This window comes from Streptomyces sp. NPDC050759 (assembly GCF_044456945.1).
GTDB lineage: Bacteria > Actinomycetota > Actinomycetes > Streptomycetales > Streptomycetaceae > Streptomyces.
In genome coordinates, this window is the sequence record NZ_JBITGI010000004.1 from 275,084 (window position 1) to 289,131 (window position 14,048).

General features: G+C 71.0%; 11 protein-coding genes. 8 read left to right on the plus strand and 3 right to left on the minus strand.

Going from position 1 to position 14,048, the window contains the following annotated elements; translation table 11 throughout:
* The first annotated feature begins 3 nt into the window (after positions 1-3).
* From iolC to galE, 4 genes are all read left to right on the plus strand, one after another.
* Positions 4-981 carry a 5-dehydro-2-deoxygluconokinase gene (gene iolC / locus ACIBJB_RS14755; RefSeq protein ID WP_398930327.1) on the plus strand — a complete coding sequence of 326 codons (978 nt, stop codon included), beginning with the start codon at positions 4-6 and terminating at the stop codon, positions 979-981.
* 202 nt (positions 982-1,183) lie between these two features.
* Positions 1,184-3,058, plus strand: a complete 1,875-nt coding sequence (gene iolD, locus ACIBJB_RS14760) for a 3D-(3,5/4)-trihydroxycyclohexane-1,2-dione acylhydrolase (decyclizing) (RefSeq protein WP_398930329.1) — start codon at positions 1,184-1,186, stop codon at positions 3,056-3,058.
* A 35-nt stretch (positions 3,059-3,093) separates the two neighbouring features.
* The gene (locus tag ACIBJB_RS14765; RefSeq protein ID WP_398930332.1) at positions 3,094-3,879 is read left to right on the plus strand and encodes a GntR family transcriptional regulator; all 786 of its coding nucleotides are present in this window, start codon (positions 3,094-3,096) and stop codon (positions 3,877-3,879) included.
* A 94-nt stretch (positions 3,880-3,973) separates the two neighbouring features.
* A complete protein-coding gene (gene galE, locus ACIBJB_RS14770; protein ID WP_398930334.1) occupies positions 3,974-5,041 on the plus strand; it encodes a UDP-glucose 4-epimerase GalE in 1,068 nt (355 codons plus the stop codon).
* An 18-nt stretch (positions 5,042-5,059) separates the two neighbouring features.
* On the opposite strand, the gene ACIBJB_RS14775 is transcribed toward galE, so the two are convergent.
* Entirely contained in the window at positions 5,060-6,847 is a 1,788-nt protein-coding gene (locus tag ACIBJB_RS14775; protein ID WP_398930336.1) for a glycoside hydrolase family 15 protein, read from the minus strand.
* Between the two features lie 340 nt (positions 6,848-7,187).
* Between ACIBJB_RS14775 and ACIBJB_RS14780 the strand changes: the two genes are divergently transcribed.
* From ACIBJB_RS14780 to ACIBJB_RS14790, 3 genes are all read left to right on the plus strand, one after another.
* A complete protein-coding gene (locus ACIBJB_RS14780) occupies positions 7,188-7,937 on the plus strand; it encodes a hypothetical protein (protein WP_398930338.1) in 750 nt (249 codons plus the stop codon).
* Between the two features lie 18 nt (positions 7,938-7,955).
* Complete coding sequence (gene wecB / locus ACIBJB_RS14785) at positions 7,956-9,149, plus strand: non-hydrolyzing UDP-N-acetylglucosamine 2-epimerase (RefSeq protein WP_398930340.1); 1,194 nt, start codon at positions 7,956-7,958, stop codon at positions 9,147-9,149.
* Positions 9,150-9,433: 284 nt separating this feature from the next.
* On the plus strand, positions 9,434-10,153 hold the full coding sequence (locus ACIBJB_RS14790; RefSeq protein WP_398930342.1) for a TetR/AcrR family transcriptional regulator: 720 nt from the start codon (positions 9,434-9,436) through the stop codon (positions 10,151-10,153).
* 11 nt (positions 10,154-10,164) lie between these two features.
* Here ACIBJB_RS14790 and ACIBJB_RS14795 read toward each other — a convergent pair whose 3' ends face one another.
* Both ACIBJB_RS14795 and ACIBJB_RS14800 read right to left on the minus strand, forming a co-directional pair.
* Positions 10,165-11,148, minus strand: coding sequence for an aldo/keto reductase (locus ACIBJB_RS14795; RefSeq protein WP_398930344.1), 984 nt, complete (start codon positions 11,146-11,148; stop codon positions 10,165-10,167).
* A gap of 87 nt (positions 11,149-11,235) precedes the next feature.
* Positions 11,236-11,898, minus strand: coding sequence for an NUDIX domain-containing protein (locus tag ACIBJB_RS14800; RefSeq protein ID WP_398930346.1), 663 nt, complete (start codon positions 11,896-11,898; stop codon positions 11,236-11,238).
* Between the two features lie 133 nt (positions 11,899-12,031).
* Here ACIBJB_RS14800 and ACIBJB_RS14805 point away from each other — a divergent pair, with 133 nt between their 5' ends.
* Positions 12,032-13,927, plus strand: coding sequence for an acyltransferase (locus ACIBJB_RS14805; protein WP_398930348.1), 1,896 nt, complete (start codon positions 12,032-12,034; stop codon positions 13,925-13,927).
* The last annotated feature ends 121 nt before the right edge of the window (positions 13,928-14,048 follow it).

Consider the following 14,048-nt stretch of genomic DNA (forward strand, 5'->3'; position numbering starts at 1 on the left):
CGCATGGTCGAGCCAGTCCAGCAGTTCGACGTGATCAGTATGGGCCGTATCGGAGTTGATCTCTACCCGCAGCAGTCGGGGGTGCCTCTGGCGCAGGTCCGGTCCTTCGGCAAGTTCCTCGGAGGGTCGGCCGCCAACGTCGCGGTCGCCGCGTCCCGGCTCGGACGCTCCACCGCGGTCATCACCCGCACCGGAGCGGACCCCTTCGGCACGTACCTCCACCAGACCCTCACGGAGTTCGGCGTCGACAACCGCTGGGTGACTCCCGTGGCGGCCTACCCGACCCCGGTCACCTTCTGCGAGATCTTCCCGCCGGACGACTTCCCGCTGTACTTCTACCGCCACCCCAAGGCCCCCGACCTGGAGATACACACCGACGAGCTCGACTACTTCGCCATCCGCGCGGCCCGGATCTTCTGGATCACCGGCACCGGTCTGAGCGAGGAGCCGAGCCGCTCGGCCACGCTCGCCGCCCTGAAGTGCCGCGACCGGGCCGGCATCACGGTCTTCGACCTCGACTGGCGGCCCGCGCTGTGGAGTGAGACGGCCTGGGCCGACCCCGACGAAGCCCGCCCGTACTACGCCGAGGCCCTGCGGCACGCGACCGTCGCGGTCGGCAACCTCGACGAGTGCGAGGTCGCCACCGGGGAGCGTGAACCCCGGGCGTGCGCCGAGGCCCTGCTGGCGGCCGGTGTGGAGCTCGCCGTGGTGAAGCAGGGCCCGAAGGGCGTCCTCGCGGTGCACCGCGACGGCACGACGGCCGAGGTCCCGCCGGTCCCGGTCGAGGTCGTCAACGGCCTCGGCGCCGGCGACGCCTTCGGAGGCTCGCTGTGCCACGGGCTGCTGTCCGGCTGGGAGCTGGAGCGGACCCTCCGGTACGCCAACGCGGCCGGCGCGCATGTCGCCGCCCGCCTCGCCTGCTCCTCCGCGATGCCGACGCAGGCCGAGGTCGACGGTCTCCTGAACGGCGTCGCGCCGTGACCGACCCTTCCGTCAGCGGCTTCGGACACGAGCCACGGGATGGCCGTACGACGATCCCGGCGCCCGGCGGCGGACGGTTCCGGGCCCCCGCACGTGGCCGTGCCCAGCCGATCCCTGCAGCACCTGGCGGTCGCAGCGCGCCCGACCAGCCCACCGCCCACCGCCCCCGCCTCCCCCTCCACACGGCACCGGAGAAGTCCTGATGAGCAGCACCACCCGCCTGACCGTCGCCCAAGCCCTCGTGCGGTTCCTGTCCGTCCAGTACACGGAGCGGGACGGCGTACGGCACCGGCTGATCGCCGGGACCTGGGGCATCTTCGGCCACGGCAACGTGGCGGGCATCGGGCAGGCCCTCCTGGAGGCGGGCGAGGACGCGATGCCCTTCCACCAGGGGCGCAACGAGCAGGCGATGGTCCACGCGGCCGTCGGCCACGCCCGCCAGCTGAACCGCCTGTCGGCCCAGGCGGTCACGACGTCGATCGGCCCGGGCGCCACGAACCTGGTCACCGGCGCGGCCCTGGCGACGATCAACCGCCTCCCGGTCCTGCTCCTGCCCGGCGACTACTTCGCCACCCGCGCCGCCGACCCGCTCCTGCAGCAGTTGGAGCATCCGACGGAGGCGGACGTGTCGGTGAACGACACCCTGCGCCCGGTGTCCCGCTACTTCGACCGCATCCACCGCCCCGAGGCCCTGATCCCCGCAGCCCTCCAGGCCATGCGGGTCCTCGCCGACCCGGCCGAGACCGGCGCGGTCACCCTCGCCCTCCCCCAGGACGTGCAGGCGGAGGCGTACGACTGGCCGGAGGAGTTCTTCGCCGAGCGGGTGTGGCGGGTACGACGTCCCGTGCCGGACCCGGTGGAGCTGGCGGAGGCGGTGCGGGCGATCCTGGGGGCCGCGCGGCCGCTGATCGTGGCGGGCGGAGGGGTCCACCACAGCGAGGCCGAGGGGGCCCTGAAGGCGCTGGTGGACGCCACCGGCATCCCCGTCACGTCCACGCAGGCGGGCAAGGGCTCCCTGCGCCACGATCACCCCGCCGACCTGGGCGGCATCGGCCACACCGGGACGGCGGTCGCCGACGACCTCGCGCGCACCGCGGACCTGGTCATCGGCGTGGGCACGCGCTACTCCGACTTCACCACCGCCTCCGGCACCCTCTTCCAGAACCCGGACGTCCGCTTCCTCAACCTGAACATCACCTCCTTCGACGCCCACAAGCTGGCCGCGCGGACGGTCGTATGCGATGCGAAAGCGGGTCTGGAGGCGCTCACGTCGGCGCTGGAGGGCCACCGCGTGAACGCGGCCTACGAGGCCGAGTACGGGGCGGGCAAGGAGCGCTGGGGGCGGGTCGTGAGCCGGGCCTTCGAGGCCGCGGACGAGAACGCGGTGCCGACCCAGACCCAGCTGCTGGGCGCGCTGGACGCGGTCGTCGGCGACGACGACGTGGTGATCAACGCGGCGGGCTCGCTCCCCGGTGACCTGCACAAACTGTGGCGGGCCCGCAGCCCCCGCCAGTACCACCTGGAGTACGGCTACTCCTGCATGGGCTACGAGATCCCTGCCGCGATCGGCGTGCAGCAGGCGACCCCCGACACCCCGGTGTGGGCGCTGGTCGGCGACGGCACCTACCTGATGATGCCGACGGAACTCGTCACCGCGGTCCAGGAGGGCCTGCCGATCAACCTGGTCCTCATCCAGAACCACGGTTACGCCTCGATCGGCGGCCTGTCGGAGTCGGTGGGCGGCGAGCGGTTCGGCACGGCGTACCGCTACCGCGCGGCCGACGGCACCTTCAGCGGGGCCCCGCTCCCGGTCGACCTGGCCGCGAACGCGGCGAGCCTCGGCATGGACGTGCTGCGCGCCAAGACCGTACGGGAGCTGCGCGAGGCCCTGGCCACGGCCCGCGCCTCGGACCGGCCGACCTGCGTCTACGTCGAGACGGACACCGCGACCCCGACCGCTCCCCCGGCAGAGGCGTGGTGGGACGTGCCGGTGGCGGAGACGGCGTCGCGCGGGGCCGCCGTAGCGGCGAGGACGGAGTACGACCGTCAGGCAGCCGCTCGCCGCACCCACCTCTGATGGCCCGCCCCCGACCCTTTGAGGGAGGTACCCCCATGGCGAAGCACGGCGACACGTCACGTGCCGCGACCGGCCCCGCGCTCGACTGCCTGGACTTCGCCCTGGACCGGGGCAGTCCGGTGCCGCTGTACTACCAGCTCGCCCGGCAGCTGGAGGCGGCGATCGAGCACGGCGTGCTCGCCCCGGGCAACCTCCTGGGCAACGAGATCGACCTCTCGATCCGCCTCGGCCTGTCCCGCCCGACCGTCCGCCAGGCCATCCAGACCCTGGTGGACAAGGGCCTGCTGGTCCGCCGGCGCGGTGTGGGCACGCAGGTGGTGCACAGCCAGGTCAGGCGCCCCCTGGAACTCAGCAGCCTCTACGACGACCTGGAGGCGGCCGGGCAGGGCCCGGCGACGCGGGTGGTCCGCAACGAGACCGTCCCGGCATCGGCAGACGTGGCGGCCGCGCTGTCCGTCCCGGAGGGCAGCGAGGTCACGGCGCTCGAGCGCCTGCGCCTGACCCACGGCCAGCCCGTGGCCCTCCTCGGCAACTACCTGCCCACCGGCCTCCTCCACCTCGACAGCGACCGCCTGGAGGCCACCGGCCTCTACCGCGTGCTGCGCACCGCCGGCATCACCCTGCACAGCGCCCGCCAGACCATCGGCGCCCGCGCCGCCACCGCCGAGGAGGCCGCCCGCCTCGACGAACAGCCGGGCGCCGCGGTCCTGACCATGCAACGCACGGCTTACGACGACACCGGCCGCCCGGTCGAGTACGGCACCCACATCTACCGTGCGTCGCGGTACACCTTTGACTTCCAGTTGCTGGTCAGGCCGTGACCGCATGGCTTGACGCGGGAGACGAAAGGGCGGAGAGTCGTACATATACGCCGTAAACATATGGCGTAGACGTACGCCCGAGAGCGTCCTGGTCATGGCACGCAGCGAGTCTGTTCCGTCGACCGTCCTCGTCACCGGCGGGGCCGGCTTTCTCGGCAGCCATGCCTGCGTGGAGTTCCTCGACCACGGATACGAGATCGTCGTGGTCGACGACTACTCCCGGAGCGCCCCGCAGGTCCTGACCCGCGTGGAGCGCATCGCCGGCCGGTTCGTCGGCGCCGTGTACGAACTGGACATCCGCGACCGGCGCGCCCTCTCGGCGGTCTTCGACCGACACTGCGTGGACGCCGTCGTGCACTTCGCCGCACACCACGCCGTCGGCGAGTCGGCCCGGACATCCCTCCCGTACTACGACACCAACCTGGGCGGCACGATCGCGCTGCTGCACACCATGCGGGAACACGACGTGCGCCGCCTCGTGTACGCCTCCACCTGCGCGGTCTACGGCGACGCCGGCCCCCGCCCGCTCGACGAGACCACCCCGCCCCATCCGGTCGGCCCGTACGCGAGGTCCAAGTGGATCTGCGAGCAGATCCTCACCGACGTCTGCCGGTACCGGGACGACTTCACGGTCCTGTGCCTGCGCCACGCCACTCCGGCCGGCGCCCACCCCAGCGGGTTGCTCGGCGAGGACCCGCACGGCACGCCCGACAGCCCCCTCCAGGTGCTGGCACAGGTGGCGGAAGGCCGGCTGGACCGGCTGCGGGTCTTCGGCGCCGACCACCCCACCCCGGACGGGACCGCGATCCGCGACTACCTCCACGTCATGGACGCGGCCGAGGCACACCGCGTCGCGCTCGACCACCTCACCGGCACATCCGGCATGAGGGTGTACAACCTCGGTTCGGGCAAGGGCAGTTCGGTCCTGGAGACGATCGCCGTGTTCTCACGGACCTGCGGAAGACCCCTCCCCTACGACATCAGGCCCCGCCGCCCGGACGACATCCCCGAACTCGTCGCGGACGCGAGCGCGGTGGCCCGCGACTGGGGCTGGCGCGCCACCCGAACCCTCAGCGACATGTGCCGGGACGCCTGGCACTTCGGGCAGCTCAACCCGCACGGATACGCGGATTCCGCACGCCGGCCCGACGCCCACGACTGACGGCACCACGAGCCCGGATCAGCGCGCGGACGACAGCGCGAAGGCCGTCTCGACCAGGGCGATATGGCTCGACGCCTGCGGTGTGTTGCCCAGTTGACGTCCCGCGCCCGGGTCCCACTGCTCGGCCAGCAGACCCACGTCGTTGCGGACGCCGAGGACTCGCTCGAACAGCTCCCGGGCCCGTCTCGGCCGCCCGGTCGCGGCGAGGGCGTCGGCGTACCAGAGGGAACAGGCGACGAACGCGGCCTCGTCGCCGTGCAGGCCGTCCACCTCGTGCAGTCCGGCACCGCCCTGCGCGTACCGGCGTACGAAGCCGCCGTGCTCGAGTCCGCGCATGGCCCGCACGGTGCCGCGAACCCGCTCGTCGCGGGTGGGCAGGAAGCCGACCCGGGACATGAGCAGGGCCGAGGCGTCGAGGGCCGAGGAGCCGTAGGACTGTACGAAGGTGTGCCGCCGCGCGTCCCAGCCCTCTCGGCACACCTGTCGGTGCACCTCGTCGCGCATGGCCCGCCACTCGCCCGAGGCACCGTTGCGCCCCAGCAGCTCCCCCATCCGCACGGCACGGTCGGCGGCCACCCACGCCATCACCTTCGAGTGGACGAACTGCCGCCGCTGCCCGCGCACCTGCCACAGTCCCTGGTCGGGTTCGCGCCAGTGCCGCAGCAGGAAGCCCATCAACGCCTGGACCAGGTCCCACACATGGGAGGGCATGGGGATACCTGCCCGCAGCGACAACCAGAGCGTGTCCAGGACCTCGCCGTACACGTCGAGCTGGAACTGCCCGACCGCCGAGTTCCCGAACCGCACCGGCCGTGATCCCGCGTAGCCGGGCAGCCAGGGCGCCTCGGTCTCCGGCAGCAGGCGCTGCCCCTTCACCCCGTACACGGTCTGCAGATCACCCGGGTCCCCGGCAACGGCCCGCACCAGCCAGTCCAGCCAGGCCGTTGCCTCCTCGCGGTATCCGCTGCGCAGCAGACAGGACAGGGCGAGGGTGGAGTCACGCAGCCAGCAGTAACGGTGGTCCCAGTTGCGTTCGCCGCCGATGCGGCCGGGCAGGGAGGTGGTGGGGGCGGCGACGATGCCACCCGTGGGGGCGTAGGTGAGCGCCTTGAGGGTGATCAGGGACCGCATCACCGCGTCGCGCCACGGGCCCTGGTACCGGCAGCGTCCGGCCCAGCACCGCCAGAAGTCGCAGGTCTCCTTCAGAGCCACCTCTGCGGGGACGGCCAGCGGTGCCGGTGGGCCGGGCAGGTGCGAGGGCGACCAGACCAGCGTCAGGGCCAGCCGCTGGCCGGCCCTGACAGTGAAGTCGAGCATGGTGGAGTCCTGGGGCCCGGCCACCTGTACCAGCCCGTCGGCGTGCAGCCACACGGCGTCGGGACCGGCCACCGCGACGGTGCCGGGTTCAGCGACTCTGATCCAGGGCACCACACGGCCCTGGTGGAAGCGCAGCCGCAGTTCGCTGCGCATGTCGACGCACCCTGCCAGCCCTTCGATCAGCCGGACGAGGCAAGGCAGTTCAGTACGGGGCGGCATGAAGTCGGTGACCCGCACCGCGCCGTCCGACCCGGCCCACCGTGTCTCAAGAATCAGCGTGTCCCGCTGGTAGGCCCGGCTCGTGCAGGAACGGCCGGCGGCCGGGGCCACCCGCCAGAAGCCGTTGTCCCTTGTGCCGAGCAGCGCGGCCAGACAGGCCGGCGAGTCGAAGCGGGGCAGACACAACCAGTCTATGGACCCGTCCCGACCGACCATGGCGGCGGTCTCCAGGTCACTGATGAGGGCGTAATCCTCGATGGGCGTACTCATGATCCCGGACCACGCCGTCGTGCGCTTCGCCGCCTTTTCAGGATACAGCGGCGATCAGCCGTTCCGCACATTCGGAACAAAACAGAAAATAGCCGCATCTCTTGATAAAAACGTGTAAATGACGTATGTATGTTTACGTCGTATCTTTACGGCTCCGGAGGATCTGATGACCGGCATGGCCTCGGGCAGCATTGTCATAGTGGCTGTCGGCGGCCGTCGCGCACATCGGTGGTCCACCGGCCTCACCCGGGGCAGACAGGGCCTGGTAGGCGTCAGGCTGCCCGCACGACTGGCAGAAGGCGGCGACACCAAGTCGGCCGCCGACTTTTACCCGCCCACCATGCCTCCCACAAGGACGGCCCAGCGTGGCGCGGGACGCACGCTCATCCTCTTTGACGACGCCGAACGCGACTGGTCGGGCGAACTGGCCACTCGGCAGGCAGCCGTCAGGCGGCTGCGGGTCGCGGATCCGGGCGCGGCAGAGGTGCTCGCGCAGGGACAACGCCCGGACGGTGGCGTCTTCCCCTTGCTGGTGGGCGCCTCGGATCTCCGGTACGTCGCCGAGAGTCCCCTCGATTACACGACGGCGACCGACCGCCACCTGGCCTTCGGGGACGTTCTCTTCGACGTGCTCGCTCCCGGAACACCCGAACGCCACCGCGCCCTCGTCCGGTCGGAGGACGTCTCCCCCGACTCCGCCCCGGGCCAGCCCACCTTCGGCCTCGAGGACCGGCCGAAGGTGGTCGAGGCGCTGCACTACCTGACCAGCCATGGCGGACTCGTGCCCGGCCACTCCCGCGCGCGAACCCTGCAACGTCTCGACCGAGGCTGGGCGGCCACCGCCGCGATTCTGCTCGTGACTCTCACGCTGCCGCTGCTGATCCTGCTGACGACATTCTCCGTGGTCGCCTTCTGCACCACTGCGTTCAGCGCCGTACAGAACGACGGGTCGGCGAAAGTCCTCTCGTTCGGCGTGGCACCTGTGTGCGCGTACGTGTACATGCGCGCCGACCCGCGGACCGGTCTCCGGCAGTTGTCGCGCCGTAGGACCTGGGCGAAAAGCCGGCGTCTTCCAGAGCACCCCAGCTAGCGTCTTGATGGTGATCACGTGTTTCACATCGACTTCCCGCCCCCCGGCGTCACCCGCCGCGAAACGGCCTCGGACCGCGTGCTGAACGTGGCGATCGTTCTCGGCACCAGGCCCGAGGCCATCAAGCTCGCTCCGATCTTCCGGGCCATGCAGTCGTCTTCGCTGTTCTCACCTGTGCTCGTCAACACCGGTCAGCACCGGGACATGCTTGAGACGCTGCTCGGACGCCTGCGGCTCACGGCCACTCATGACCTCTCCGTGATGCGCAAGTGCCAGCAGTTGTCCTCCCTCACCGCCCGTCTGATCGACGGGTTGGGCGACGTCTTCCGAGCGGAGCGGCCGGATCTGCTCGTCGTCCAAGGTGACACGAGCAGCACGCTGTGCGGTGCCCTGGCCGCGTTCTACGAGCACATTCCGGTGGCCCATGTGGAAGCGGGGCTGCGCAGCGGCGTCATCGACGACCCCTTCCCCGAGGAGATGAATCGACGCCTGGTGACCCGGATGACACGGTGGCACTTCGCACCGACACCGGGGGCCGCCGCGGCTCTGGCGGCCGAGGCCGTCCCCGCCGAACAGGTCGTCGTCACTGGGAACACGGTCATCGACAACCTGCTCTGGGCCCATGGGTGCGCGACCGGCAGATCGGCCTTCCGCACGCATGGGCGGGGGGTAATCGTGACTCTGCACCGGCGGGAGAACCAGGGCGGGAAGATGCGGGCCCTCGCTTCTGCACTGCTGCGACTGGCCGAGCGCCAGGACGTCGAACTTCTGGTGCCCGTCCACAAGAGCCCGGCCGTCCGCGATGTCCTCCTTCCGGTCCTGACCGGTTGCCCACGGATCACGCTGACGGAACCGCTGGACTATTTCGACTTCATCTCGACCCTCAGCGCCTGCGAGCTCGTGCTCACCGACTCCGGCGGTGTCCAGGAAGAAGCACCGAGCTTCGACAAACCCGTTCTGGTTCTGCGCAACACGACCGAGCGCCCCGAGGTGGTCCGGGCCGGGGCCGCGAGACTCATCGGGACAGACCCTCAGGCGGTACACGCTGTGGTCACCTCCCTGTTGGACGACCGCACGCAGTACAACCGCATGGCGGAAGCGAGCAATCCGTTCGGCGACGGTCACGCGTCCACCCGGATCCTCGAGCGGCTGGCCGACGACTTCGGGCTGCACATGCATCACGCGCCGACCCCGAGGGTCGTCGCCGCGTGAGGGCCGGGCGACCGGAGCGAACCCAGTACTACGGCGCCGGCTCCGTCAAGGGACCGGGGGGGGACACCGTGATCCTCGCCACCGGGCACGACGCTCCCGCCCGATCCGCTCCTGGCACCGGTTCGAGGTACGACAGACCGGGCCCACCATGACCGTTGAGGTGGATTCCCAGCCTTCGACCACGTACGCGGACCGCCGCGATCCGTACACGAAGGGCTCCGTCGGCCTCTACACGGAGGACGACATTGCCGAATTCGGGGACATCGTTGTTGAGGAGGCAGGCAGTGGCCAATGACTCGGGGGCGGGCCCGGCCCGACGCGCGAGCGACCATGGGCGGCACGGCAGGCTCAGCCGGGAGCGGGTGCTGTCGGCCGCCCTGGAGCTGGTCGACGACGAAGGTCTCTCCGCGTTGAGCATGCGTCGTCTGGGCGCGGAACTCGGCGTCGAGGCAATGGCTCTGTATCGCTATGCGTCCAGCAAGGACGCGCTGCTGGACGGCCTGGTCGAAGCTCTCCACCTCGAGCTGGAGGAACGACTCGGTCAGATGTCAGGGGATCCCGCCACGAGCGCCGCGTGGCGGGCCGGACTGCACCGCATCGCGCTGACCACCTACCAGGTGTGCCTCGCCCACCCACAGGTGGTGCCGCTGCTCTCCACTCGCATGATGGCCGTACCGTTGGCCCGCAGACCCCTCCCGGTCCTCCGTGCCCATGAACGGGTGCTCGGCTGTCTCCAGGCCGCCGGATTGGATGACCAGCGCGCGACCGCTGCCTTCCACGCGTTCACGGCCTGGGTTCTCGGCTACGTCTCCGTGGAACTGCGGGCCATGGTGGACAACCCTGAGGAAGCCGAGCCCGCGTTCCGCCTCGGCCTGCACCGTATGCCGCCGCAGGAACTGCCCAGGCTTCGCGCGATCGCTCCGGACCTGGTCGAGCAGGGCGGCACAGAGGGTCTGATCACCGGACTGGACGCGCTGCTCGACCGTTTCACCGGAAAGGGATGAGGGGAGCGGTCTCAGTTCACCCCGTCCAGCCGCGCCCGCTGCTCCCCCGACAGCTCCAGATCCACCGCCGCCAGATTCTCCTCCAGCTGTGCCAGGGAGGAGACTCCCGCGAGCGGGATGATCGGGAGGTCCGAGCCGAGCTGCCAGGACAGGACCACCTGGTTGACGGTGGCGCCCGTTTCCTTCGCCACCTCGGTCAGGGCCTTCAGGCGGGGCGGGGTGCCCGGGTGGTCGAAGTCCGCGGGGAGGCGGTCCGGGTGGGTGTAGGCGCCCTTCAGGAGGGGTGAGTAGGCGACGAGGGTCAGGCCGGGCTCGGCCCGCAGGTAGCTCAGCAGGTCGGGGCCCGCGTGGCCGAGGCTGCCGTCGGGGAAGAGGGGATCGGGGACGTCGGTGCGGGGGCGCAGGTGGCTGTGGGCGTACTGGAGGACCTCGTAGCCGGGCAGTCCGGCCGCGGCGGCGAGGGCTCGGGCCCGTTCCACCCGCCAGATCGCGTGGTTGCTCGCACCGAGGAGGCCCACCGTGCCCTCGGAGACCAGCTCGGCGAATCCCTCCACCGTTTCCTGGAGGGGGACGTTGTGGTCCTCGATGTGCGCGTAGAGCAGGTCCAGCCTCGACACACCCAGGCGTTCCCGGCTGCGTTCCGCGGACTCCCGGATCACCTTCGCCGACAGGCCCTCCGCGTTGTCGACGTAGCTCGTGCCGGGGGCCAGGGGGCGGGCGCCGAGTTTGGTGGCAATGAAGACCTCGTCTCCCACGCCGCGGCTGCGCCGCCACCGGCCGAGCAGTTCCTCGCTCTGGCCGCCCTGGCCGCCGTCCTCCCAGAAGGCGTAGTTGTCGGACGTGTCGATGAAGTTGCCGCCGGCCTCGACATAGCGGTCGAGGACGGCGAAGGAGGTCTCCTCGTCGGTCCGTGAGCCGAACAGCATCGCGCCGAGCGCGAGGACGCTGACCTCGCGGCGGGTCGCCGGGTCGGTGCCGATGGTGCGGTACTTCATGGTGATTCCCTCCCGTGTGTACCCGTCTCCGGGGCACACACGGGAGTCTTCATCTTGAAGCGCACTTCAAGTCAAGGGCCCGCGTGGTCACTTGGCGAACGGGCCCTCCAGGGCCGCCCATTGGAGCAGCATGATGGTCTTGGCGTCGGCTATCTCCCCGGTACGGATCATCTCCAGGGCCCTGCGGAAGGGCAGTTCGAGGATCTCGATGTCCTCGCCCTCCTCGTCGAGGCCGCCGCCCTCGTGCGTGCGGGTCGACGGGGCGTATTCGGCGGCGTAGAAGCTGACGCGCTCGGTGACCGAACCGGGGCTCATGTAGACGTCGAAGACGTGCCGGACCTCGCCGATGGTGTGCCCGGTCTCCTCGACGACCTCGCGTCGAACGGCGATCTCGGGGTGCTCGTCATCGTCGTCGAGCAGCCCGCCGGGAGTCTCGATCAGCAGTCCGTCGGGGTGTCCGTTGACATACACCGGGAAGCGGAACTGGCGGGTGAGCAGGACGGTTTCGCGTTCCGTGTCGTACAGCAGCATGGTGGCGCCGTTGCCACGGTCGTGGGTCTCGCGCTGCTGAGTGTTCCAGCTCCCGTCGGCGTGCTGGATGTCGAAGGTCGTGGCCCGCTCGACATACCAGTGACTGGACAGCAGTTTCACATCGCGAACCTTGACGCGCGGGTTGCCGGTCAGGTCCAGGCCGGTGCGGTCGAGTCCGGTGCGGCCCCGGCGGTCGGGGGTGTCCATGCCCTCGGTCATCGGACACCTGCCGGACGGGAGGAGGAGCGGGAGAAGTGCGAGTTGGTCATGACCGCTTCTACCATTCCGGGGCGGGGCGCGTCCGGCACGGCACCCCTTCCCCGGCGGCCCTCGCGCTGCATAGCGTGCTCGTATGGATCATCAGGATCATCGGTCGCAGCCGTCCCTACGGCACTTCGACCACTGCCCCTGGCTCTTCGCCGACGAGGCGACCGAGGAACAGCGCGCCGCGCAGCGGGAGGTGCAGCGGGCCGTCGGCGGCGACACCCGGATCGGCGAGCGGTGTTACGTCGCCGAGTCCGCGGCGGTGTTCCCGGACCGGCTGCGGCTCGGCGACGACTCGTACATCGCCGCGCACGCCTATGTCACCGGGGAGCTGCACGCCGGCTCGGACTGCACGCTCAACCCGTTCACCACGGTGCGCGGGAACGTCGTACTCGGCGACGGCGTCCGCATCGGCGCCCACACCTCGCTGCTCGGCTTCAACCACTCCACGGCTCCCGACCGGCCCGTTTTCCGCCAGCCGCTCACCAGCCGGGGCATCCGGGTCGGCGACGACGTCTGGATCGGCTCGCATGTGATCGTCGTGGACGGCGTGACCATCGGCGATCACTGTGTGATCGGGGCGGGGGCGGTGGTCACGAGAGATCTGCCGGCGTGGTCGGTGGCCGCGGGCAATCCTGCGCGGGTGCTGCGGGACCGGCGGGAGGCGCGGGGGGTGGGGGCGGCTCCAACTCCGGCTCCCGCTCTGTCAGGGATACGGCCGGAGGACGGCCGTACGCCCACGACCGGCCTGGCGCCCGACCTCGAGCCCCAGGCGGCGGACGCCGAGGCGGCTGCGGCTGCGGCTGCGGGTGCCCTGGGGGCGGATCTGCCCGGCATACGGCCAGGGGGCGGCCGTATGCCCGCACCCCGTCCGGCGCGCGACCCCGGCCCCCGCGCAGCCACCCTGGCCGCCTTCGCCGACACCGCCCGGGATCAGGCTGCCGGACTCCTCGACCGTTGCTGGGACGGTGAGCGGTACGTCGACCGGCCCGGCGCCGCTCCCACCGTGCGGGCTCACTGCGACGCCGTGGAGATCGCCGACCTGCTGCTCGGGGCTGTGCCGGAGCACTTGTCCGCCGAGGAGCACATCGGGCGGCTGAGCGGGCTCCAGGATCCGAAGAGCGGTCTCGTGCCGGAGTTCGGTGAGCCGCTGCCGGTGGCGGACGCCGACGGGTTCATCGGGGAGGGAGCGGCGCTCTATCACGTCCTGTGCGTGGGCTACGCCCTCGATCTGCTGGGCCCCGGACTCCCCCATCCGGTGCGCGGTGTAAGAGACATGACGGCACGTCAACTCGTCCCACTACTGGAGGCGTTGCCCTGGCGGACCGGTGCGTGGGGCGCGGGCGCCTGGGTCGACAGCCTTGCTACTGCCGCCCATTGGAACCTGCGGCACGACGTCGGCAGCGACGACGGTCACGGGACGCCGGAGTCGCTGTTCGGCTGGCTGCTGACCAGGGTCGATCCCTGGACCGGGATGTGGGGCAGCCCCTCTGCCGAGGAGGGCCGGCTCCAGGTGGTCAACGGCTACTACCGGCTGACGCGGGGCTCGTTCGCGCAGTTCGGGCTGCCGGTGCCGTTTCCGGAACGGGTCGTGGACGCCGTCCTGGATCATGCGCGCGACGCCCGGCATTTCGGTCCCGGCCGGGAGAACGCGTGCAACGTGCTCGACGTCGCCCATCCCCTGTGGCTGTGCACCACACAACTCGGGCGGGGCGCCGACGGCTACCGCTCCGGCGAGATCCACGACTGGGCCGAACGGCAGCTGGCCACGGTCCTGCCTCGCTGGCAGGACGGCCGGGGCTTCGGCTTCGGCCCGGGCGCCAATGGCCCCGGACCCGAGCCGGGGCTCCAGGGCACGGAGATGTGGCTGGCCATCGTCTGGTATCTCGCCGACCTGCTGGGCCGCTCCGGCGAACTGGGTTACCGCCCCCGCGGCATCCACCGACCCGAACCGGCCAGGCAGGGGATCGCGGGCCTGAGCTGAGCCGACGGGGCTTCGGGACCCCGGCCGGTCCGACACGGCATCGGAATCCCGGGGGCATCGGATCACCCGGCAGAACACCTGCCCTGCCCCGCCGATCCGACAGACCCTCCGAACTCCCCCG

What these genes read in the sequence shown, in the direction of transcription:
- iolC (WP_398930327.1), top strand. Translation starts at nt 4, where the DNA reads ATGGTCGAGCCAGTCCAGCAGTTCGACGTGATCAGTATGGGCCGTATC.
- ACIBJB_RS14765 (WP_398930332.1), top strand. Translation starts at nt 3,094, where the DNA reads ATGGCGAAGCACGGCGACACGTCACGTGCCGCGACCGGCCCCGCGCTC.
- ACIBJB_RS14795 (WP_398930344.1), bottom strand. Translation starts at nt 11,148, where the DNA reads ATGAAGTACCGCACCATCGGCACCGACCCGGCGACCCGCCGCGAGGTC.
- ACIBJB_RS14800 (WP_398930346.1), bottom strand. Translation starts at nt 11,898, where the DNA reads ATGACCGAGGGCATGGACACCCCCGACCGCCGGGGCCGCACCGGACTC.
- ACIBJB_RS14780 (WP_398930338.1), top strand. Translation starts at nt 7,188, where the DNA reads ATGCCTCCCACAAGGACGGCCCAGCGTGGCGCGGGACGCACGCTCATC.
- galE (WP_398930334.1), top strand. Translation starts at nt 3,974, where the DNA reads ATGGCACGCAGCGAGTCTGTTCCGTCGACCGTCCTCGTCACCGGCGGG.
- ACIBJB_RS14775 (WP_398930336.1), bottom strand. Translation starts at nt 6,847, where the DNA reads ATGAGTACGCCCATCGAGGATTACGCCCTCATCAGTGACCTGGAGACC.
- ACIBJB_RS14805 (WP_398930348.1), top strand. Translation starts at nt 12,032, where the DNA reads ATGGATCATCAGGATCATCGGTCGCAGCCGTCCCTACGGCACTTCGAC.
- iolD (WP_398930329.1), top strand. Translation starts at nt 1,184, where the DNA reads ATGAGCAGCACCACCCGCCTGACCGTCGCCCAAGCCCTCGTGCGGTTC.